Below are 21398 nucleotides of genomic sequence, written 5' to 3'. Positions count from 1 at the left end.
ATGACAGCTTCCCTGGGGCGGCGCGACTACCTGGCCGCCCTCGTCGTGGTGCTCATCTGGGGCACCAACTTTATCGCCATGAAATTCGCCCTGCGCGAGCTGACGCCGTTTCAGCTGGGCGCGGGGCGCTACCTGTTCGCCCTGCTGCCGCTGATCCTGGTGGTCAGGCCACCGCAACTGCCGTGGCGCTTCGTCGCCGCGTATGGCTTGCTGCAGGGAGTCGGCCAGTTCGGCCTGCTGTTCCTGGGCCTGCAGGTGGGCATGTCGGCGGCGCTGGCGTCGGTGCTGCTGCAGACCCAGGTGTTTTTCACGGCACTGTTTGGCTTCGTGCTGCTCAGCGAGCGCGCCTCCACCGCGCTGCTTTGGGGGCTGGCCTTCGCGGCGCTCGGCATCGCCTGCTTTTCCCTCAATTATCTGGCGCCCGGTGCCGACGCCGGCGCCACCACCCCGCTCGGCTTTGTACTGGTGCTGCTGTCGGCCGCCATGTGGGCCGGCTCGAACATCGTGGTGCGCCGCGCGCAGCAGTGCAGCGCCGACTTTCAGGTGGTCCCCTTCATGGTGTGGAGCGCGCTGGTGCCGGTGCTACCGTTTATTTTGCTGTCGCTGGCGTTCGACGATGCCGCCACGCGCTGGCGGCCGCTGGCCGCCTCCTGGAGCACCTGGGCCTCGCTCGCTTATCTGGGCTGGTTTGCCACCATCCTCGCTTATGCCTTGTGGACGGGACTGTTAAAACGCCATCCGGTCAACCGGGTGGCGCCGTTCAGCCTGGCGGTGCCGGTGGTGGGCATCAGCTCCGGCATGCTGGTGCTGGGCGACAAAATTACTGGCTGGCAGTGGGCCGGCACGGCGCTGGTGGTCGCTTCGCTGGTGGTGGTGATGCTCGGACCGCGCCTGCTGGCACGGCGCAGCGCTGCGCCGTGATGGACAGATCCGCTGCACGTAACGGCATGACAACTCCGTTGTCGCCGTACAACTGAAGCCACGCACATTGGCGCAAGCTTTCCGGAATACCATTGCCGGGCAAATGTTTTTCGTGGGAGACTGATCCTCACCCGGCTGACGCGTCCGGGTTCAACCAAAGGCCGCCATGCAGCTCGACCCCCTGTATCTTCCTCCTCCGCGCCTGCTGGCCCAGCGGGCCATGGCCCTGGCGCTGCTCGATGCCATCCTCTGTCCCGAAGTCGAATACCGCTACTTTAGCTACGACCCTGCATTTGCCGCCGGCCAGCATGTAGCGGCCATGCGCAACGGTGAAGGCGACCACTGGTATCTGCACCTGTCGGGCGCCGGCGCCATCATCAAGGGGCACGTGCACGCGCTGCCACGCGCCGATGCGCGCGCCATGGCGCTGCAAGCCCAGCGCATGGTGCCGGGAGAGTTTGCCGCGCTGCTGCATGACGCCACTTTCATGATGGACACCGTCAGCTTTTGCTACTGGCAGCGGCTCGAGGACGCCGTCTGGTGCCAGCTGGCGCACCCCGATGCGCGCCAGCAGCACCGGTACGACGGCTCGCAGGATTACCTGTCGATCCTGCTGGCCCCGGCCAGCTGCTACTACGAATACGCCACCGATTACTTTGAATGCGAGCCGCCGCTGGCCAGCATCGAACATCTGTACGCACACGCACCGCTGACGGCGGCAATCGTGCGCTCGCTCAATCCGCAGATGAGCCTGGCCGACGCCCTGGCGGCGGCAGCGCGCATCGGCTATCCGGGCTTGCCGCGGCGCCCCGATAGTGCCGGCGTGCCGCTGGCGGCGATCCGCATCAATGCGGCGTGCTCGGGTGGCGCTGCGGCCTGATCAGTCGCCAACCCGGCAGGGAGCTGCCGTCAACGTGACAAGCATGCTCATCGAACAAGTACAGGCGCTGGCGATGGCGCTCACTGAGAGCGAGCAGACCGCGCACGCGCCTGGCGCAGCGCATGCGCCGAATATCAGGCTCAGGTAGACAACACTGGCCCCGCCGGCAGGGCTGAGCAAGTGGCGATCTCGGCCTCCAGCTGGCGCAGTTCGGCCTGCAGGCGCGCCCACAGGGGCAACAAGGCGGCCAGCTCGTCAGCGTCGCTCAAGGGCGCTAGCCGGGCCGTCTGTTGCTCGAGCAGTACGCAGATCGCTGCACTGCGTTCGGCGCCGATGGTGGCCAGCAGGCCGCGCAAGCGGTGGGCCAGGCGCACCACCTCGCCGCGCGCGCCAGCGGCCAGCGCTTGCGTCATCGCGCTGCAGTCGCCGTGCAGCTGGCGCGCGGCCATCGCCAGCAAGGTGTGAAACAGCTGCACATCGCCATCGAGCCGCTCGAGGGCGCCATCGACATCGAGCACCGCCGCCGGGCCGGCGGCCGCTGGCGTAACGGCGCCAGCGCTGTGCCGGCCCAGTTTGGCGGCGATCTCGGCCAGCAGTTGCGGCAGGCGAAACGGCTTGGCGATGAAGCCGTCCATGCCCGCCTGGCGCCAGCGCTGGCCTTCATCGGCGGCACTGGCGGCCGAAACGGCAATCACCGGCAGCGGCGCCCGCGCGCCACCACCGTGCTCCCACTGGCGCAGGCGGCGCACCGTCTCGAAGCCATCCATCAGCGGCATGTGACAATCCATCAACACCAGGTCGACCGCTGGCCCGCCGTCGCCACCGCTGCCGCACAGCAGTGCAAGGGCAACTTGACCATCGGCAGCGCTGCTGACGCGGTAGCCGTGATGGCTGAGCGCCGCCTCCAGCAGACGCAGGTTGACCGGCTGGTCATCGACCACCAGGATGTGAAACTGCGGCGTCGAATGGCGGGGCTTCATGGTAATAAGTGTAGCGCAGGACTATTGCCACAACACATTTTTATTACTAGTAGGTAAAATAAATTGACGTTTCTCGGTAACAATTTCGGGCGTCAGCGCGGACCGGCGCCACCGCTGATGGGGCGGCTCGCTAGCGAACGCACGGTCGGCGCCAGTCGATTTACAATCGGCTGATCCAATTCACACCGAGGAATTCTGCCCGTGACTGATCTTGTCCACATCGTCTGCCCCCATTGCGATACCGTCAACCGCGTCGCCCGTTCTCGCCTGGCCGAAGGTCCCGCTTGCGGCAAGTGCGGCCAGCCGCTGTTTCAGGGCCGCCCGCTCGACCTGGCCAGCGCCCGTTTTGGCCGCCACCTCGAACGCAGCGAGCTGCCCCTGCTGGTGGACTTTTGGGCGCCGTGGTGCGGCCCGTGCAAGATGATGACACCGGCCTTCCAGCAGGCCGCCGCCCAGCTCGAGCCGGCGCTGCGCCTGCTCAAGGTCGACACCGAACAGGCGCACGACCTGGCGGCGCGTTTCAATATCCGCTCGATTCCCACGCTGGCGCTGTTTTACCAGGGGCGCGAAGTGGCGCGCCACACTGGCGCCCTCGACAGCCGCGCGATTGTCGACTGGGCACGCACACATCTGCCGGCGCGGCAATCAGACTGAGGATCTAGCCCGTCGTATTATAATTATCACATCAACAATGGAGGACTGAACATGTCGCAAACGCTAGTGCTCGATCATGGTCTCGAAGATGCCAAAAATTTCGCCCGCATCATGTATGTGGCCCACGCCGTCATCTTTTTATGTTCACTGGGCTCGCTCTCGCTGGTACCGCTGATCTTCAATTACCTCAAGCGCCCCAGCACCGCGGGCAGCTTCGTCTATAGCCATCACACCTGGATGATCCGCACCTTCTGGTTTTCGCTGCTGTGGTTTGTGGTGGGCGGCGCGCTGTTCGTCACCTTTATCGGCATCCCGTTCGCGTTCGCCGTCTGGGGCATCGCCTGGGTCTGGTATCTGTACCGGGTGATTCGCGGATTTGTTGATCTGAACAACAATAATGCGATGCCAGTATAGCGCCCTAGCCTCGCAGCGGAAAATTACTGTGCAGCAATGGTAAAGATGCTGGCATACTGTTGGCTAGGTCATTTACCCCATTGAGAGCACAGATGAAAACTGTTCAGCAAGAAGTCGACGAACGCAGCAACTTGACAGGTACCAACAAATTCGAGTTGCTGCTGTTTCGCCTCGGGGCTGACAAGAACGGCGACCGCAACGAGCTGTTCGGTATCAACGTTTTCAAGATCCGTGAAATTGTCGCCATGCCCGAGGTGACGGCGATTGCCGGCGCGGTCGATCACGTGCTTGGCGTGGTCAATCTGCGCGGCGCCATCATCCAGGTGCTGGACTTGCCGGCGATTGCAGGCTGCGTCCCGAAAACCGGCCTGAACATCATGCTGGTGACGGAGTTCGCCCGTACCACCCAGGCCTTTGCCGTCGAATCGGTGGAAGAAATTGTCCGGCTCGACTGGAGCGCGGTGATGTCGGCCGAGCGCAGCACCGGTACCGGCGGCCTGGTCACCAGCATCGCCCGCCTGGAAGACGACGCCAACGGGCCGCGCCTGGCCCAGGTACTCGATCTGGAAACCATCCTGCGCAATATGAACCCGACCGACCGGCCCGACGTCAACGCCGCCACCATCGGTGCGCAAATCAAGATCAAGCCCGGTTCGGTGATTCTTGCCGCCGACGACTCGGTGGTGGCGCGCGCGCTGATCGAGCAGGGTCTCGATGCCATGGGCCTGCCCTTCATCATGACCAAGACCGGCAAGGAAGCGTGGGACCAGCTGCACGCGATTGCCACCCAGGCCGAGGCCGACGGCCACAGCATCTACGACCGCGTGGCGCTGGTGCTGACCGATCTGGAAATGCCGGAAATGGACGGTTTTACCCTGACCCGCTCGATCAAGAAAAGCCCCCGTTTCAAGGATCTGCCGGTGCTGATCCACTCGTCGCTGTCGGGCACCACCAACGAAGAGCACGTCAAGTCGGTGGGCGCCGACGCGTATGTGGCGAAATTTAACGCTGACGAGCTGGCAGCGGCCTTGCGCACGGTGCTTAAAGGCTAAGTACTTTGCCCCTGCCGACCAGGCGCGCTGTCTTCGACGGCGCGCTTTTTTTTAGTTTGTTCGCTTTTTTTGAATTCTCGCGGCCGTTTCAGGCAGCGCACTGCAACAGCCGATCGCAGCACCGCCGCGTGCTGTGCTGATCGCTGGCGTCCACACTTCGCCGGCCAGCGAACTGTTGCACTGTCTGCGATGGCAGGCAGATCGCGGCAGACACTATCATGCCGCTATTACCCGCCACCGTCCTCAGCGCCGCCAGGTGCGGCGCGAATGGTCGATATCGTTCTTCGTTTCCGCAGACTCAAAAGGGAAATCTCGGTCTGCAAATGATGAAACAATTCACCATCTTGCACAGTCACCCTTGGTCGTCGCTGGATACCTTTGCCTGACGAAGTTAAAACCGCTGAGACAGTCGGCATTGCCGCCGCTATGAACGCTTCTTTGTCGTGTTATTGCTCAATAGTGCGTTGAAAGGTAAAACACTAACCACTCCCTGAATTCACAAAGTGCTTCATGGAAATATAAGTGTGATAATCTGTGATTTTTGCTTGCTTAGAAACACTAAAACCATCAGCCTTTATTTTTCGTCAGTGATCAGCCATGAACCTCAGCCGTAAGCTCCCTGTTTGTTTCGCGGCCGTCGCCATTGCCGTCGCCGCTGCCGGCCTGTTCGGCCTGTCGCAACTGAACAATTCCATCAGCATCTATCGTAGCGCCGTCACCAATTACAGTCAGGCGCAGGAAGTTGAAACCATTCTGTCGACTTTCAAGACGCAGGTCCAGGAATGGAAAAACACGCTGCTACGTGGAAAAAACGACAGCGACCGGGCAAAATATTGGAAAGCGTTTGCAGACAGCGAAAGCGAAGTGGCGGCGCAAACAGCGGCGTTGACGGCGAAGATCGCGCCAGGCGAGGCGCGCAATCTTCTGGCGCAGTTTGCTCAGGCGCACGCGCAAATGGGCAACGATTATCGCAGAGGTTACGCCGCGTTCACGGACGCAGACTTCGAAGCGACGGTTGGCGACGCCGCAGTCAAGGGCAAGGACCGCAGTCCCACCGAGCTGCTGAACAAGGCACGCAAGCAGATTGTCTCGACGACAGAAACAAGCGTTGCACAGGCGGCAGCGAGCAGCCAGCGGGCCACAATGCTCAGTCTGATCGCCATGCTCATTGGTGCGAGCGGCGCCGTGGCAGCCGGCGTGATCGTGTCGCGCTCGATCGTCCAGCCGCTCAAACATGCGGTCGACGTGGCGCAGTCAGTGGCGTCAGGCGACCTCAGCACTGACATTACCGCCACTTCCGACGATGAAACAGGACAATTGCTTACCGCCCTGGGTGCGATGAATGCCAGCCTGAAGACGATTGTGGCCAAGGTACGGGCTGGCGCCGAAACGATTTCGATTGCATCAGATGAAATTGCGCAGGGAAATCTCGATTTGTCGTCGCGCACCGAGCAGCAGGCCAGTGCACTCGAGGAGACGGCTTCGTCGATGGAAGAGCTGACGTCGACTGTGCGCATGAATGCAAATAACGCCAATCAGGCGAACCAGATGGCGATCAGCGCGCGCGACTGCGCCGTGCAGGGGGAAAATGTCGTCAAGCGGGCAGTCGATACGATGGCGCTGATCAGTGAGTCGTCGAAACAGATTGCCGACATCATCGGCGTGATCGACGGCATCGCGTTTCAGACGAATATCCTGGCCCTCAATGCCGCCGTCGAGGCCGCGCGCGCTGGCGAACAGGGGCGCGGCTTTGCCGTCGTCGCGTCTGAAGTGCGTCATCTGGCGCAGCGTTCGGCCAGCGCGGCCAAGGAAATCAAGGCACTTATCGGCGGGTCGGTGTCACGCGTCGAGGCAGGTAGTTTGCTAGTGAGCGAGACGGGGGCGACGATGATGCAGATCATCGTCAGCGTCAAGCGTGTGACGGAAATCATGACGGAGATTAACGCCGCGACGGCCGAGCAGAGCGCAGGCATCGAGCAGGTGAACATGGCGGTCATTGAGATGGACACCACCACGCAGCGCAACGCCGCCCTGGTGGAAGAAGCCGCTGCAGCCGCGCAGGCGCTGCGCGAACAGACGACAGCGCTGACGCATGTGGTTAGCATCTTTAAACTGGAACCTGTGGCGGCATCTGGCCAGTTGACACCGAGCAGCAGAGGCGGGCCATCTGAGGCGCGGCGCCCGCTACCTTGTTGACCGGACACACGACCGAACCACGCTCTGATGCAATCCCATGCAGCGCGTCGAGGCTCAAGAGGTACAGCAATGCTTGCCGACCTTGAGCGGGCGGTAATGGCAGGCAGGCTGATGGACATGCATGTTCGCTCCTTTCAAGTCGATGAAGATGCAGCGCATTTTGGTGCCACCCTGTACGTCAGGCTCAAGCAAAAAAATAGTAGCGTGATGGGATGCGCGCTGTGATCAGCGACTTGAAGCACGCAAGCCGGTGCGACGCCGGCGCCATGCCTGCGCAGGCGCGAACACACTAGAAAAAGCAAGCGCACCGGCCTGCCGCCGGTGGCGCATGCAGCGCGGCAGGGACCGTTACAGCCGGCCCAGCGCCTGTTCAATATCAGCGATCAAATCCTGCGGCGCTTCCAGGCCAATATTAAAGCGCACCAGCACGCCCTGGTCCGGCCAGTCGCGCCGCATGGCCTGTATGCGGTACGGCATCACCAGGCTGTTGGCGCCACCCCAGCTATAACCAATGCCGAACAGCTGCAAGGCGTCGACAAAGCGGTCGGTTTGCGCTTCGCCGTAGGACGGCTGGAACAGCACGGAAAACAGGCCGCCGGCACCGCTAAAATCGCGCTGCCAGGTGGCGTGGCCAGGGCAGTCCTCGAAGGCCGGGTGCAGCACCCTGGCAATTTCCGGGCGCCCCTTGAGCCAGCGCGCCACCTGGCGGGCGCCGGCGTCGTGCGCCTCGAAGCGCAGCTTCATGGTGGGCAGGCCGCGCATGACCAGATAGGCATCGTCGGCGCTCACGCCCATTCCCAGGCGCATGTGGGCCATGCCGATCCGTTCGATCAGCGCCTGCTCACGCGTGATGACGGCGCCCATCAGCACGTCCGAGCCACCCGACTGGTACTTGGTCAGCGCATGCATGATGATGTCGACGCCCAGCTCGAAACCGCGCAGGGCCAGACCGGCCGACCATGTATTGTCGAGGGCGACGAGGACGCCACGCGCGTGCGCGGCCTGGCAGATGGCGGGCAGATCGGGCACTTCCATCGATACCGAGCCGGGCGCCTCCGTCCAGATCAGCTTGGTGTTCGGCTCAATCAAGGCGGCAATGCCGGCGCCGATCATCGGATCGTAATAGCGGGCGCTGATGCCAAAATCGCGCGTGAGCCAGTTGCCCAGTTCGCGATTCGGGTTGTAGACATTATCGGGTAACAGCACGTCGTCGCCCGTTGCCAGCAAGGCAAAATCGACCATGGCAATTGCCGCCAGTCCGCTCGGCGCCAGCAGGCAGCAGCTGCCGCCTTCGATGGCCGCCAGCTTCGCTTCCAGGGTGAACGTGGTGGGGGTGCCGTGCAGGCCGTAGGTGTATGACTGCTTGTCTTTCCAGGTGCCGGCGCGCATCGCGGCGACATCCTTGAACAGCACGGTCGACGCATGGTGGATCGGCACCGGATAGGCGTTGAAACCGGCCGGCGCCGTGTAATCGCTGTGGACCAGACCGGTCTGCACGGAGCGGCTCATCAGACCACCTTGGCCCACAGATCGTGGGCATCGGCGGCGCTGACGACGACATCGGCAAATTCGCCCACCTGCAGTTTTTTGCCCGGCACCAGCGACTTCTTGATATGGACGACGCCATCGATTTCCGGCGCGTCGGCAGCCGAGCGGCCGATCGCTTCGCGGCCATTGACTTCATCGATGAGCACGCGCACGGTGCGCCCCACCTTCGCCTGCAGGCGCTGGGCGGAGATTTCTTCCTGCAGCAGCATGACACGCGCGCGGCGCTCTTCACGCAACTGTTCCGGTACCGGATTGTCCAGCAGGTTGGCGGTGGCGCCCGCCACGGGCGAGTAAGCAAAGCAGCCCAGGCGATCGATCTGCGCTTCCTTCAGGAATTCCAGCAGGTACTCGAATTCTTCTTCCGTCTCGCCGGGAAAGCCGGCAATGAAGGTCGAGCGGATCGTCAGGTCCGGATTCATGGCGCGCCAGGCCTGGATGCGGTCGAGGTTTTTCTCGCCACTGGCTGGCCGCTTCATGCGGCGCAGCACTTCCGGGTGCGCGTGTTGCATGGGGATGTCGAGGTAGGGCAGCACGTGACCGCCACTCATCATGGGGATGATCTGGTCAACGTGCGGATACGGGTAGACGTAGTGCAGGCGAATCCAGGCGCCGTACTGGGCGGCCAGCTGGCCGAGTGCTTCGGTCAGCTGCGTCATGTGGGTTTTGACGGGACGGCCATTCCAGAAGCCCGAGCGGAACTTGACGTCGACGCCGTAGGCACTGGTGTCTTGCGAAATGACCAGCAATTCCTTGACGCCCGCCTTGAACAGGTTTTCCGCTTCCATCATCAGGTCGGCGATGGGGCGCGAGACCAGGTCACCGCGCATCGAGGGAATGATGCAAAAGCTGCAGCGATGGTTGCAGCCTTCGGAAATTTTCAGGTAGGCGTAATGCTTGGGGGTGAGCTTGACGCCCTGCGCCGGCACCAGGTCGAAAAACGGCTCGTGCGGTTTGGGCAGGTGCAGGTGCACCGAATCCATCACTTCGCCCAGCGCATGCGGCCCCGTCACGGCCAGCACCTTCGGGTGGATCTTCATGATGATGTCGTCGCCGGCCGCATCCTTTTTGGCACCGAGGCAACCGGTGACGATGACTTTGCCGTTTTCAGCGAGCGCTTCGCCGATGGCGTCGAGCGACTCTTGCACGGCCGCATCGATGAAGCCACAGGTATTGACGATCACCAGGTCGGCGCCATCGTAGGACTTGGCCGTTTCATAGCCTTCGGCGCGCAGCTGGGTGAGGATCTGTTCCGAGTCGACCAGCGCTTTCGGGCAACCGAGCGACACAAACCCCACTTTCGGGGCAACCCCGGGGGCAACGATGATGGGCGAAGGAATGCGGATGGCAGACTGGGCGGGGGCAGCAGCCGTGTTGGCAAGCGGGACAGCGGGGATGCGACGAAGTTCGGTCATGGCGGGGAGCGGTATTCTGGCGGGCAATCTGCCATTGTACCGCGAGCGGCGCCGCGCGGCAAAGCGCGCTGACCATTGAGCACGGCCGCCGTCAGCGGCTCCCCTGCACCACTATTTTTTATCGGTGGGCGGCACCGGTGGCACGGGCGGCACCGGGAAGGGAAACGCGCCAAAGATCGACTTGCTCTGGTTTTGCATCTGCTCTTGCATTTGCACGAACAGGTTTTTGCTTTGCTCGATGTAGTTGTTCATCATCCCCTGCATCATCGGGCCCTGCACATTCATGAACTGCGACCACATTTCCGGGCTAAACGGTTTCGCGTCGAGGCCACCGGCGCCTGCGGTAAATTTGTGCTGGATGTCGGTGAAGGCCTGGACGTTCTTTTCCAGATACGAGCCCATCATGCCCTGCATCGCATGGCCGTAATAGCGGATGATTTGCGACAGCACCGCGCTGGTGAACATGGGAGCGCCAGCCGCTTCTTCTTCCAGGATAATTTGCAGCAAAATACTGCGCGTCAAGTCTTCGTTCGACTTGGCATCGATGACGGTAAATTCATCGGCGTCGAGCACCAGCTGCTTGACGTCGGTGAGGGTGATATAAGAACTTGTCTGGGTGTCGTACAGGCGACGGTTCGGATACTTTTTGATCAGGCGTTCACTGTTTTTTTTACCACTACTCATCGCGAATTCCACTTATTGCGCCGCAGCGCATGCTGAACATAAAACGGCAACTGCCGCCTCCACAGCCAGCCCGCCTCTTCATGTCTCCAATGTGGGCGGGTATGGCAGACCATCAAAATACCATGTTGTGTCTGCTGATGCAGTAATTATTGCAATGCAACCAAACTGTAAATACAAAGCAACAACACTTGTCTTAGCAGCCACCCTGGCGCGTTTGTTTAATCGGCCCTGACCTTCACATAACGGCCCGGTGCCGGCTCGATGGGGGCGAAGCGCGCATTGCCCAAAGCGGTACGGGCGGGCACGCGGTCGCCGCCGTTCTCGGCGAGAAATATTGCCCACTCGCCCCACCAGCTGCCTTTGTGTTCGGTGGCGCCAGCCAGCCAGGCGTCGTAGCTGGCGGGGGCCGCCGCCTGGGCACGGCCTTTTCCTTTGGCACTTCTGGTGGCCGGCTTTGCCGCGGGCACGGCGGGCACGGCGGCCGGCGCCGTCCAGTAACTGCGCTTGCCCTTCGACGCGGGATTGATGACGCCGGCGATGTGGCCGGAGGCGCCCAGCACGAAGCGGTTGCGCGCAGGATGGCCAGGATTGAGCAAACCAAGCGATTTATAGGCGGCCGCCGGTGGCACGATGTGGTCTTCCTTCGAGCCATAAATGAACACCGGGGCGGCGATGGCGCCCAGGTCGACGGCGGCACCAGCGGTGGTCAGCCCGCCCGGCACCCGTAAACGGTTTTCCAGGTACATATTGCGCAAATAAAAACAGAACATGGGGCCGGGCAGATTGGTGCTGTCCGAATTCCAGTACAGCAGGTCGAACGGCGGCGGCTCATTGCCTTTCAAATAGTTCGACTGCACGTAATTCCACACCAGGTCGTTCGGCCGCAGCGATGAAAAAGTGGTGGCCAAGTCGCGTCCCGGCATCAGCCCGCCCTTCGCCAGCGCGCGCTCGCGCTGTGCCACCTGCTGCTCATCGATGAAGACGTCGAGCACGCCCGTGTCTTCGAAGTCGAGCAAGGTGGTCAACAGGGTCAGGCTGGCCGCCGGCTGTTCGCCGCGCGCGGCCAGTACCGCCAGCGCACTGGCCATGATGGTGCCGCCGACGCAAAAGCCGAACGCATTGACCTTGTCGCTGCCGCTGATGTCTTGCGTCACCTTGAGCGCTTCGATGGCGCCCCGCTCGACGTAATCGTCCCAGCTGATGCCGGCCAGTGCCTGGTCCGGATTACGCCACGACACCAAGAACACCGTATTGCCCTGCTCGACGGCATAGCGCACCACCGAATTTTCCGGCTGCAAATCGAGGATGTAAAATTTATTGATGCACGGTGGCACCATCAACAGGGGCACGCGGTGCACCTGCCCCGTCAGCGGGGTGTACTGAATCAGCTGAAACAGCGGATTTTCATAGACCACCTGCCCTGCCGTGGTGGCAACATTGCGGCCTACTTCGAAAGCCGACTCGTCGGACAGCGAGATGCGGCCCTTCTGCATGTCGGCCAGCATGTTTTTGAGGCCCCGGGTGAGCGATTCGCCCTTGCTGTCGATCAGCTTTTGCTGCGCTTCCGGATTGGTTGCCAGAAAATTGGCGGGTGACAGCGCATCGACCATTTGCTGGACGGCGAAGCGGATTTTCTGCTGCTCACGGTGCGGTGCGGCGACGGCGTCGGCCATGGCGGTGAGAAATTCGGCATTTAGCAGGTAGCTGGCAGCGCTGAAGGCGGCCAGCGGATTGGCGCGCCATTCGGGGGCGGCGAAGCGGCGGTCATGCAGCTCCGGGGTTTTCATGGTGGCCAGGTCTTGCCACAGCTGGGCCGCTCGCTGCAGATAGCTCACGCGCAAGCCTTCGAGGGTGGCGGCATCGATCTGGGCTGCCGCATCGACCAGCGCACTGGTCATCGGCAAGGCCGGTGGCGCCATTTCGCTGAGCCATTTTTGCCACGCTGCAGGGTCGGTCAAGTGCGCCATGGGATTGCTGGCCAGGGACTGCGCATCGGTTTGGTTCATCGTTCCATCCATTGGTTACAATTGTGGTTTCGCGGTTTCTGCCGGAGGGAAGCGTATGTGGATTGTTGCCCTCGCCTGGGTGTATGTCGTCGGACTAATGGCCCTCACCGAAACCTCGGTGGTGGCCGGCATCATGACGTTTCTGGCCTACTGCCTGCTGCCTTTGTCGATTCTTTTTTATATCACCGGTTCGAAGGCACGGCAAGAGCGAAAGCGCCGTGCGGCCGAGGCCAGCAAACAAACGCCGCCGTAAACCTCTATTGCGCGGCCTTGCGCCAGATCAGACTGGCCAGGCGCCCGGTCACGCCGTCGCGCCGGTACGAATAAAAGCGGCCGGCGTCGCTGGCCGTGCAGTCATTGCCACCGGCGACGTCGTCGATGCCGTCGTGCGCCAGCAGCAGGCGCGCCAGCGCGTTCATGTCGGCCAGATATTTACCGGGCCGCCCCGGATAGGCCGCAAATGCTGCCGCCACCAGTTGTGGTTCGACCGCATCCATCATGAAGCGTTCCATGACGGCGACACCCACCTCAAAACGATGTTTGCCAATTGCCGGCCCCAGCCAGGCGGTGATGTCGCCAGCCCCGGCGGCGCGCATGGCGGCCACGGTGGCGCCCAGCACGCCGTCGGCCAGCCCGCGCCAGCCGGCATGGGCGGCGCCCACCACCTTGCCGTCGAGATCGGCAAACAGCACGGGCAGGCAGTCGGCCGTCATGACGGCGCAGACCACACTTGCGGTGGTGGCATAACTGGCGTCGGCCACCCGCACGGGCTGGTCTGGCCCGACGCTGGCGGCATCGACCACGGCGACACCATGCACCTGCGAAATCCAGGCCGGCTGAGCGGGCAGGCTGGCCGCCAGCAGCGCGCGGTTAGCCAGCACGGTCGCTTCCACGTCGCCGACATGACGGCCCAGATTGAGGCCGCCCCGACCGCTGCCGTCGCCGTACGGCCCGCTACTCAATCCGCCACGCCGGGTGGTGGCCAGCGCGCCGACGCTGGCCGGCAAACGCGGCCAGTCAGGGATGATCATTGGCGGGATGACGGCCGCCATTTAAGGGCCCGCACTGGCGTCCGTGCCGGGCTCGGCGATCCCCGCAGTGGCGATCAGTCCAGCAAAATCGTCGGCCAGCGGCACAATCCATTCGAGTGCCTCGCCGGTGGCCGGATGGACCAGGCCCAGGCGGCGCGCCTGCAGTGCCTGGCGCGGAAATACCGGGGTCAGGTGGCGCTTGCCATACACGGCGTCGCCCACCAGCGCAAAGCCAATCGATTCCATGTGCACACGGATCTGGTGGGTGCGACCCGTTTCGAGCTGGCACTGGACCAGGCTGACGGGACGGCGATCGAGCAAGCCGCTGTCGAGGCGCTGAAAATGGGTGATGGCGGGCTTGGCCGAAAAATTGTTCGACACCGCCATCTTGACGCGGTCCTTGGGGTGGCGCGCGATGGGTGCATCGATGGTGCTGCCCAGCGGCGGCGTACCCCAGACCAGCGCAAAATATTCGCGCTTGACGCTGCGCGCCTGCAGCTGACGCACCAGGTCGGTCTGGGCCGCCAGCGTTTTGCCGACCACCATCAAACCGCTGGTGTCCTTGTCGAGCCGGTGGACGATGCCGGCGCGCGGCACATTGGCCAGCTGCGGCGCATGGTGCAGCAAGCCATTGAGCAGGGTTCCCGACCAGTTGCCGGCGCCCGGGTGGACCACCAGGCCTGCCGGCTTGTTCACTACCAGGATGTGTTCATCTTCATAGACGATGGTCAGCGGAATGTCTTCCGGCGTGTAAGCGGTGTCTTCCGGCGCACTTTGCGGGTGGACCACCACCGTTTCGTCGCCGTAAGAGGTGTCCTTGCCGCGCGCGGCCTTGCCGTCGACCAGCACATGGCCGCCGTCGAACCAGGTTTGCAGGCGGCTGCGCGAAAACTGCGGGACGTGGCCGGCGATCACCTTGTCGAGGCGCTGACCGCAGGACTCGGCCGTCAGCTGCAAGTTGATGGGCTCGAGGTCGACGCCTTCGCCAAAATCGCTTACGATCTCGTCGTCGTACTCGGCATCACCGATCGCATCGGGTGGTTCGTTTTGTAAATCCGCCAGTTTCGGCGTTGAAGTTAAAGTCACATCAGTCCCATCGGCTATAATCAGCCTTTCGTTGAATCTCGGTATAAGTCTTGCAAAATCGTATGCAAAAAAAATTATCTCTGTTGCTTGCTTCCTGTGTCCTGTTCAGTCTGTCCGCGTGCGGCCTGTTTCCAGATAAGGCCGACGAGACCAAAAACTGGTCGGTGACGAAATTATACGCCGAGGCGCGCGAGGAGATGAACGGCCAGCACTACGACGCCGCCATCAAGTTGTGGGAAAAGCTCGAATCGAACTATCCGTTCGGCGTCTACGCCACCCAGGCGCAAATGGAAATTGCCTACGCCTATTACAAGACGCAAGACCAGGCGCAGGCGCTGGCCACCATCGAGCGCTTCATCAAGGCGCACCCGAACCACCCGCAGGCCGATTATATGTACTACCTGCGCGGCCTGGTCAGTTTCAATGACCAGATCGGTTTCCTGAGCAGCATTTATTCGCAAGACCCGACCGAGCGCGACCCGAAAGCGACGCGCGAATCGTTTGCCGCCTTCAAGGCGCTGGTCGACCGCTTCCCGGACAGCAAATATACGCCCGATGCCATCGACCGCATGAAATACCTGGTCAATGCGATGGCATCCTACGAAGTGCACGTCGCCAATTATTACTATCGCCGCGGTGCTTACCTCGCTTCGCTCAACCGGGCTGAAGGCGCGGTCACCGACTTCCGCGATGCCCCGGCCCGCGAAGAGGCACTGTTCCTGATGATCCGCTGCTACGACAAGATGGGCAATCTCGACCTGCGCGACGATGCCCAGCGCGTGTTCGTCAAGAACTACCCAAACAGCAAGTACTTGAAGCCCGAAGGCGAAAAAAGTTTCTTTAACTTTTTCTCGCGCAAGAGTAGCTAGAGCCACCAAAGCAGCCAGAGCCACTCAAGCAGCTAAAGACACTCAAGCAGCTAGAGCCACTCAACCAGCGAAAGCCACTACAGCAGCGAACTTCCTGTGACTGCGACTAACGGCAGCGCCCCGTCAAGGAGCGCTGCCGTTTTCACGTCCACTCACACCAGTTTGCGACGAAACACCCATGACGTGGCCGTCGACACCGCCGGCGCATAGGCATAGCCCTCGACCTTGAACCTTTTCAGCTGGTCGGCATCCGTGAGTGCCTTGTCGGCGGCGTAGCGGGCCATTAGCCCACGGGCCCGCTTGGCATAAAACGAAATTATTTTGTACTTGCCGTCTTTCCATTCCTCGAACACGGGGTGGATCACCGGCAGCGCCAGCCGCGCTGGCTGCACCGCATGAAAATATTCTTGCGAAGCCAGATTAACCAGTGTGCGGGCGCCGGCGTCCGCCGCGGCCTCATTGAGGCGGTCGGTGACGGCGTCGCCCCAGAAGTGCACGAGGTCGCGCGCGCCCTCGGTGGGCAGGCGGGTGCCCATTTCCAGCCGGTGCGGGTGAATCAGGTCGAGCGGGCGCAGCACGCCGTACAGGCCAGATAAAATGCGCAGGCGCTGCTGGGTCCAGGCCAGCGCCTTCGGCTTGAGCGACGGCGCGTCGAGGCCGCCGTAGACGTCGCCATTGAACGCCAGCGCGGCCTGGCGCGCGCCGGCGGTGTCGACGCGCCAGTCGGCATAGCGGCCCACATTGAGGGCGGCCAGCTTGTCGGACAGGCTCATCAGTTCGGCGATCTGGCCGGGGCCGTAACCGCGCAACACCTCGATCAGCTGGGCAGAACGGGCCAGCATGGCCGGGGTGGACGACAGTGTGGTTTTGACGGGACTTTCAAAGTCGAGAGATTTTGCAGGCGACAACACAATCAACATAAGATAGAAACTTTTCAGACATAAAGAATTGCCCACATGATACCTGTCCCAGCCAAACGCATCGTCATCGACACCAATGTCTGCCTCGATCTGCTGGTGTTCCACGATGCGCGCTGGTCCAGCCTGCTCGCCGCGCTCGACAGCGGCGCCGTCGAAGCGGTCACCCGCGCCGACTGCCGCGACGAGTACAACATCGTGCTGCACTACCGCCACCTGCCCCTCGACGAAGCGAGCCGTGCGGTTGCCGCCGCCCGCTTCGACGCCCTGATCACGGTGCTCGCACCCAGCGCGCTCGAGGTGCGCCTGCCCATCTGCACCGACCGCGATGACCAGAAATTTTTGGAGATTGCGCGCGATAGCGGCGCCGCGGTGCTCATCACCAAGGACAAGGCCTTGCTGAAACTGGCGCGCAAGACTGCTGCGCTGGGGCTGTTTAAAATTATGCTGCCAGAGGCGTGGGTCGAGCTGCAGCTGGCTGATGAGGTGGCCTAAATACATGCTGGCGCGGTGAAGCATGCATGCGACAGTCACCCTGCGGTGCCAGTCGCCCGTCGCGCTGGAAGGGCGGGCATGCAGGGCCACCCGCATCAGATTGCAGTATGACCCCTTACCACGTCGACTGGCGCATGACCATCACCGACTGCCCGGTGCCGATCGTTGGCATCACCCGGATCGGCAAGCCGCCGCCGGCAATGGCGCCGCTGCGCTGAACGACGAGCCGCACAGGCTCACCGCCCCCAAGCGCCCGGATCGCCTCGCCCCCCATCCCCACATCGGCCACATGCGCGGCAGCGGCGCTCTGGTGGCGCACGCCAGCGATGTCGCGATCTACCGGTTGCTGGCCAGGAAAATAGAAATCCTGTACGCCAAGCGTGCGGCTGCGCAGTGGCCGCCTTGACGCTACAAACTTAGGCAAGCTCTTAGCGCCCGAGTTTTTCCATTTCCTCTGTTCTCCCCTACTTGCCAGCGCGACGACAGAGAGCTGATACGCCTTCTTCGAACCGATTCTGAGCCTGTCAACCTTGGCGGCGCAGCGCCACTATGGCTGCTTGACAGGGCTGCCCGAATGCGCGCAGCGCTGCACTGGGACAATGGTCTCACTACAACTGAGCGAACACATTCATGAACACCGTTTCTCTCCTGCTCTCTGCCTTCATCCTGTCGATCACCGGGCTGTTTGTATTCATCTGGTCACTGCGCAAGCGTTTATTCGACCCGTCGGCGGCCGCCGCCCACGTCATCTTTTCGCATGGCGAAATCGGCATCGGCGAGGAACCGGCCGCAACGAAGGCGCAACAGACCAGTCTGGCGCGCCACGGCCAGGACCCGGACCAGCCAATACCCGCCCTGCCGGCAGAGCAGCGCACTGCGCAGGAGCGCGACTTGCTGCAGCGGGTTGAAGAAGACCGTTCGTCCGCCTTCGTGGTCTTCCTGTTCCTGTCCTGCGCGGTAGTGTGGCTGATCGTCGCCTCGCTGGCCGGCCTGACCAGTTCGATCAAGCTGCACCAGCCGGACTTCCTTGTCCAGCAAGCCTGGCTGACCTTTGGCCGGTTGCGCACCATTCATCTGAACGCCGTCGCCTACGGCTGGGCGCCGATGGCGGCACTGGGCATCGCCTTGTGGTTACTGCCGCGTCTGCTGAAAACACCGCTGGTCGGCGGCAAAGCCGCCATCATCGGTTGCATGTTGTGGACCGCCGGGCTGATCGCGGGCCTCGGCTGTATTGCGGCTGGCCTCAACGATGGCATGGAATGGCTGGAAATCCCGTGGCAGGTCGATCTCTTGCTGGTGGCCGGTGGCGCGCTGATCGGCCTGCCTTTGGTGTACACCCTGCAGGCGCGCACCGTCGACCACCTGTATGTGTCGATCTGGTACATGGGCGCCGCCCTGTTCTGGTTTCCCATCCTGTTCTTGATCGCCAATTTATCGGCCGTCCACATCGGGGTCGAACAAGCCACCATGAACTGGTGGTTTGGCCACAATGTGTTGGGTCTTTTTTACACGCCGATGGCGCTTGCATCGGTTTATTATTTTCTTCCGAAAATCATCGGCCGGCCGATTCAGTCCTACAACCTGTCCCTGCTGGGTTTTTGGACACTGGCGTTTTTTTATGGACAGGTGGGCGGCCATCACCTGGTGGGCGGGCCGGTGCCCGGCTGGCTGATCACCTTGTCGGTGGTGCAAAGCGTGATGATGCTGGTGCCGGTGGTGGCGTTTTCGATCAACCAGCACATGACCATGCGCGGGCATTTTGGCAAGCTGGTGTATTCGCCGACGCTGCGTTTTATTGTTCTCGGTGGAATGATGTACACGCTCAGTTCGATCCAGGGAACGGTCGAAGCGCTACGCAGCGTCAACACCGTGACCCACTTCACCCACTTTACGGTGGCGCATGCCCATCTTGGCCTGTACGGCTTTTTTACGATGGTCATGTTTGGGGCGATTTATTTCGTCATGCCCCGCGTGATGTCATGGGAGTGGCCCTACCCCGGCCTGATCGCCGCGCACTTCTGGCTGGTCGTCACCGGTTTTTCGATGTATTTTATTGGCTTGAGCATCGGCGGCTGGCTGCAGGGGCGCGCCATGCTCGACGCCAGCAGGCCATTTATCGAGTCGGTCATCGTCACCATGCCTTACCTGCAAAGCCGCTCGCTCGGCGGCGCCATCATGACGCTGGGCCACCTGGTATTCGCGGTGCACTTTGCCGCCATGGCCTTGCGTTACGGACCGGCACGCACCGGTGCGGCGCTGATCCATACCCGCCGCCTGCCTGCCGCCATCGCCGGAGCATAAATGGAAGACGAACTCAAACTGCTCGGTGGCGCCATGGTAACACTGGCATTGGCGACAGCGGCCCTGGTGATCGTACCGTTTTTGCAGCTCAAGGCGGTGGCCGCACCGGCGGGCTTAAAACCCTACAGCGCTGCGCAACTGCGCGGACGCAACGTGTATATCCAGAATGGCTGCATCTATTGCCACTCGCAACAGCCGCGCGACAAGGCGCAAGCCCCCGACGACCAGCGTGGCTGGGGCCGCGCCTCGGTCGCCGCCGACTACACCTACGACAAGCCGCATTTGCTGGGGACCATGCGCACCGGACCGGACTTGTTCAATATTGGCGCCCGCCAGCCCAGCGCCGACTGGCACCTGGCCCATCTGTTTCAGCCACGCGCTTACACGCAAGCGTCGATCATGCCGGCCTACCCCTTCCTGTTCGACCTGAAAAGCGCGGCAGAGCCGGGTGACCGGGTGGTGCACATGCCGGACGGCTTTACGCCAGCGGACAAGGTGATCGTGGCGAAAGCAGAGGTGCTCGATCTGGTCATCTATTTGCAGGGGCTCGATCACACCTATCCGGTGCGCGAGGCGCCCCGCCCCGCGGGCGCTGACAACGATAACAACGGCAACAACGTCAACAACGGCACCAACAAATGAGGCGAGAACATAACGATGACTGAACAACGCGACAACCAGGTGCGCTCGCGTGAATATCCCGACCCCCACGAAATGAACAAACCGGTGCCGCCGGCGGTCATCGCCATCGTCGCCGGCTTGCTGCTGTGGGCGGTATCGTATATCGTCAGCACCGGGCGCGATGACGATCCCACGCTGGGCGACCGCCGCACCGTGGCCACGCTCGAAGGCAAGGTCAAGGGCGCCGTGTCGACCGCCAACGGCGCTGACCTGTACGCGGCCAACTGCGTCGCCTGCCACCAGGCCAGCGGCGCCGGTCTGGCGGGGGCCTTTCCGCCGCTGGCAGGCTCGGAATGGGTTGCCGGTCCGGACAACATACTGGCCAATATCCTGTTACATGGCATTACCGGCCGGCTGACGGTCAGGGGCGCCACCTACAACGGCGCCATGCCATCGTTCAAAGACAAATTTGACGACCGTGAAATTGCTGCCGTTCTGAGCCATATCCGCGCCAATTTCGGCAACACTGCACCGCAAGTGAGCGCCAACGTGGTCCAGCGCGAACGCGCAGCGAGCAAGGCGCGGACAACGCCGTGGAATGGTGATGATGAGCTCGCCAAACTCAAATAAGGCAAACAGCGCAGGCGGCGCAGCCCGCAAGGAGACGCTCGCCGCGCTGCTGCTGGTGAGCAGCGCTGGCATCGCTGCACTCTACGATGCCACGCTGGGCTTGCGGGTGGTGGCGACCGAAGAGGGGCGCCGCCTGCAATTGCGCGAGCATCCCATCGCGCTGCCACCGACTTTGCTGTCCATGCCAAAGCCGACGGCGCTGCTCGAGAATCTGCGGCAAGATTGCCGGGTCGCCATCGTCACGTTCATGTACAGCCGCTGCAACGCCGTCTGTTCTGCACTGGGCAGCCAGTACCAGCAGATGCAGTCGCAGATCATCGCCCATGGACTGCAGCATAAAGTCCGCCTGCTCAGCGTCAGCTTTGACCCACGCGATAGCGCGCCAGTGTTACTGGCCTACGCGCGGCAGCAGCATGCGCAGAGCGCCGTCTGGCAGTTTGCCAGCGTTGCCGACGCCACACAGCGCCAGCGCCTGCTGTCATCGATGGGCATCGTCGTCGTGCCGGCCCCGCTGGGCGAATTTGTCCACAACGCGGCCTTCCACATCGTCGATCCGGGCGGCCGCCTTGGTCGCATCGTCGACCTTGACGAGCCGGACGCTGCGCTGCGCTATGCGCTGGCAACGGCGCACGCCTGGTGACGCACCGGCGCACGCGACGTCTGGGGGTGGGCGCCCTGTGCTTGCTGGCCAGTGCCCTTGC

22 protein-coding genes are annotated in these 21398 nt (G+C 62.4%); 14 read left to right on the top strand and 8 right to left on the bottom strand.

The genetic code is table 11. The annotated features are described in order from the left end of the window. On the top strand, positions 1 to 921 hold the full coding sequence (locus tag ACP7BZ_RS18645; protein WP_426115900.1) for an EamA family transporter: 921 nt from the start codon (positions 1 to 3) through the stop codon (positions 919 to 921). A gap of 166 nt (positions 922 to 1087) precedes the next feature. Then, the gene (locus ACP7BZ_RS18640; RefSeq protein WP_426115898.1) at positions 1088 to 1801 is read left to right on the top strand and encodes a hypothetical protein; all 714 of its coding nucleotides are present in this window, start codon (positions 1088 to 1090) and stop codon (positions 1799 to 1801) included. A gap of 140 nt (positions 1802 to 1941) precedes the next feature. Here the strand turns inward: ACP7BZ_RS18640 and ACP7BZ_RS18635 are convergent, their stop codons facing one another. Further along, the gene (locus ACP7BZ_RS18635; RefSeq protein ID WP_426115896.1) at positions 1942 to 2781 is read right to left on the bottom strand and encodes a response regulator; all 840 of its coding nucleotides are present in this window, start codon (positions 2779 to 2781) and stop codon (positions 1942 to 1944) included. A gap of 201 nt (positions 2782 to 2982) precedes the next feature. On the opposite strand from ACP7BZ_RS18635, the gene trxC reads away from it, so the two are divergent. The 5 genes from trxC (at position 2983) to ACP7BZ_RS18610 (ending at position 7322) form a co-directional block, all read left to right on the top strand. After that, entirely contained in the window at positions 2983 to 3435 is a 453-nt protein-coding gene (gene trxC, locus ACP7BZ_RS18630) for a thioredoxin TrxC (protein WP_426115894.1), read from the top strand. A gap of 51 nt (positions 3436 to 3486) precedes the next feature. Further along, entirely contained in the window at positions 3487 to 3849 is a 363-nt protein-coding gene (locus ACP7BZ_RS18625) for a DUF4870 family protein (protein WP_426115892.1), read from the top strand. A 92-nt stretch (positions 3850 to 3941) separates the two neighbouring features. Then, a complete protein-coding gene (locus tag ACP7BZ_RS18620; protein WP_426115890.1) occupies positions 3942 to 4901 on the top strand; it encodes a chemotaxis protein in 960 nt (319 codons plus the stop codon). Positions 4902 to 5498: 597 nt separating this feature from the next. Beyond that, positions 5499 to 7097, top strand: coding sequence for a methyl-accepting chemotaxis protein (locus tag ACP7BZ_RS18615; RefSeq protein ID WP_426115888.1), 1599 nt, complete (start codon positions 5499 to 5501; stop codon positions 7095 to 7097). Positions 7098 to 7166: 69 nt separating this feature from the next. Next, the gene (locus ACP7BZ_RS18610) at positions 7167 to 7322 is read left to right on the top strand and encodes a hypothetical protein (RefSeq protein WP_426115886.1); all 156 of its coding nucleotides are present in this window, start codon (positions 7167 to 7169) and stop codon (positions 7320 to 7322) included. 123 nt (positions 7323 to 7445) lie between these two features. On the opposite strand, the gene ACP7BZ_RS18605 is transcribed toward ACP7BZ_RS18610, so the two are convergent. The 4 genes from ACP7BZ_RS18605 to ACP7BZ_RS18590 form a co-directional block, all read right to left on the bottom strand. Continuing rightward, the gene (locus tag ACP7BZ_RS18605) at positions 7446 to 8606 is read right to left on the bottom strand and encodes a cystathionine beta-lyase (protein ID WP_426115884.1); all 1161 of its coding nucleotides are present in this window, start codon (positions 8604 to 8606) and stop codon (positions 7446 to 7448) included. After that, positions 8606 to 10057: a 30S ribosomal protein S12 methylthiotransferase RimO gene (gene rimO, locus ACP7BZ_RS18600; RefSeq protein WP_426115882.1), complete on the bottom strand. Its 1452-nt coding sequence runs from the start codon at positions 10055 to 10057 to the stop codon at positions 8606 to 8608. The genes ACP7BZ_RS18605 and rimO overlap by 1 nt, the downstream gene beginning before the upstream one ends. Before the next feature lie 111 nt (positions 10058 to 10168). Continuing rightward, complete coding sequence (gene phaR / locus ACP7BZ_RS18595) at positions 10169 to 10741, bottom strand: polyhydroxyalkanoate synthesis repressor PhaR (protein WP_426115880.1); 573 nt, start codon at positions 10739 to 10741, stop codon at positions 10169 to 10171. Positions 10742 to 10959: 218 nt separating this feature from the next. Further along, complete coding sequence (locus tag ACP7BZ_RS18590) at positions 10960 to 12747, bottom strand: alpha/beta fold hydrolase (protein ID WP_426115878.1); 1788 nt, start codon at positions 12745 to 12747, stop codon at positions 10960 to 10962. Between the two features lie 55 nt (positions 12748 to 12802). Here ACP7BZ_RS18590 and ACP7BZ_RS18585 point away from each other — a divergent pair, with 55 nt between their 5' ends. Beyond that, on the top strand, positions 12803 to 13000 hold the full coding sequence (locus ACP7BZ_RS18585; RefSeq protein ID WP_426115876.1) for a hypothetical protein: 198 nt from the start codon (positions 12803 to 12805) through the stop codon (positions 12998 to 13000). 4 nt (positions 13001 to 13004) lie between these two features. Here the strand turns inward: ACP7BZ_RS18585 and pgeF are convergent, their stop codons facing one another. Both pgeF and ACP7BZ_RS18575 read right to left on the bottom strand, forming a co-directional pair. Further along, positions 13005 to 13799: a peptidoglycan editing factor PgeF gene (gene pgeF / locus ACP7BZ_RS18580; RefSeq protein WP_426115875.1), complete on the bottom strand. Its 795-nt coding sequence runs from the start codon at positions 13797 to 13799 to the stop codon at positions 13005 to 13007. Further along, on the bottom strand, positions 13800 to 14864 hold the full coding sequence (locus ACP7BZ_RS18575; RefSeq protein WP_426115873.1) for an RluA family pseudouridine synthase: 1065 nt from the start codon (positions 14862 to 14864) through the stop codon (positions 13800 to 13802). Positions 14865 to 14926: 62 nt separating this feature from the next. Between ACP7BZ_RS18575 and ACP7BZ_RS18570 the strand changes: the two genes are divergently transcribed. Next, complete coding sequence (locus ACP7BZ_RS18570; RefSeq protein WP_426115871.1) at positions 14927 to 15733, top strand: outer membrane protein assembly factor BamD; 807 nt, start codon at positions 14927 to 14929, stop codon at positions 15731 to 15733. 152 nt (positions 15734 to 15885) lie between these two features. On the opposite strand, the gene yaaA is transcribed toward ACP7BZ_RS18570, so the two are convergent. After that, positions 15886 to 16653 (bottom strand): peroxide stress protein YaaA, encoded by a 768-nt coding sequence (yaaA, locus tag ACP7BZ_RS18565; protein WP_426115869.1) that lies wholly within the window; start codon positions 16651 to 16653, stop codon positions 15886 to 15888. 36 nt (positions 16654 to 16689) lie between these two features. Here yaaA and ACP7BZ_RS18560 point away from each other — a divergent pair, with 36 nt between their 5' ends. From ACP7BZ_RS18560 to ACP7BZ_RS18540, 5 genes are all read left to right on the top strand, one after another. Next, positions 16690 to 17145 (top strand): putative toxin-antitoxin system toxin component, PIN family, encoded by a 456-nt coding sequence (locus ACP7BZ_RS18560; protein WP_426115867.1) that lies wholly within the window; start codon positions 16690 to 16692, stop codon positions 17143 to 17145. Positions 17146 to 17775: 630 nt separating this feature from the next. Then, complete coding sequence (locus ACP7BZ_RS18555) at positions 17776 to 19446, top strand: cbb3-type cytochrome c oxidase subunit I (RefSeq protein WP_426115865.1); 1671 nt, start codon at positions 17776 to 17778, stop codon at positions 19444 to 19446. Next, positions 19447 to 20088: a cbb3-type cytochrome c oxidase subunit II gene (locus tag ACP7BZ_RS18550; RefSeq protein ID WP_426115863.1), complete on the top strand. Its 642-nt coding sequence runs from the start codon at positions 19447 to 19449 to the stop codon at positions 20086 to 20088. It abuts the gene before it with no gap. A gap of 15 nt (positions 20089 to 20103) precedes the next feature. Next, positions 20104 to 20697: a c-type cytochrome gene (locus ACP7BZ_RS18545; RefSeq protein ID WP_426115861.1), complete on the top strand. Its 594-nt coding sequence runs from the start codon at positions 20104 to 20106 to the stop codon at positions 20695 to 20697. Beyond that, entirely contained in the window at positions 20675 to 21337 is a 663-nt protein-coding gene (locus ACP7BZ_RS18540; RefSeq protein WP_426115859.1) for an SCO family protein, read from the top strand. The genes ACP7BZ_RS18545 and ACP7BZ_RS18540 overlap by 23 nt, the downstream gene beginning before the upstream one ends. The last annotated feature ends 61 nt before the right edge of the window (positions 21338 to 21398 follow it).

It is taken from the genome of Massilia sp. PWRC2, assembly GCF_049896725.1.
In the GTDB taxonomy this organism is placed as follows: Bacteria; Pseudomonadota; Gammaproteobacteria; order Burkholderiales; family Burkholderiaceae_D; genus JAFCUW01.
The sequence above is the reverse complement of the archived record's forward strand: the minus strand, read 5'-3'. Positions and strand labels throughout refer to the sequence as shown.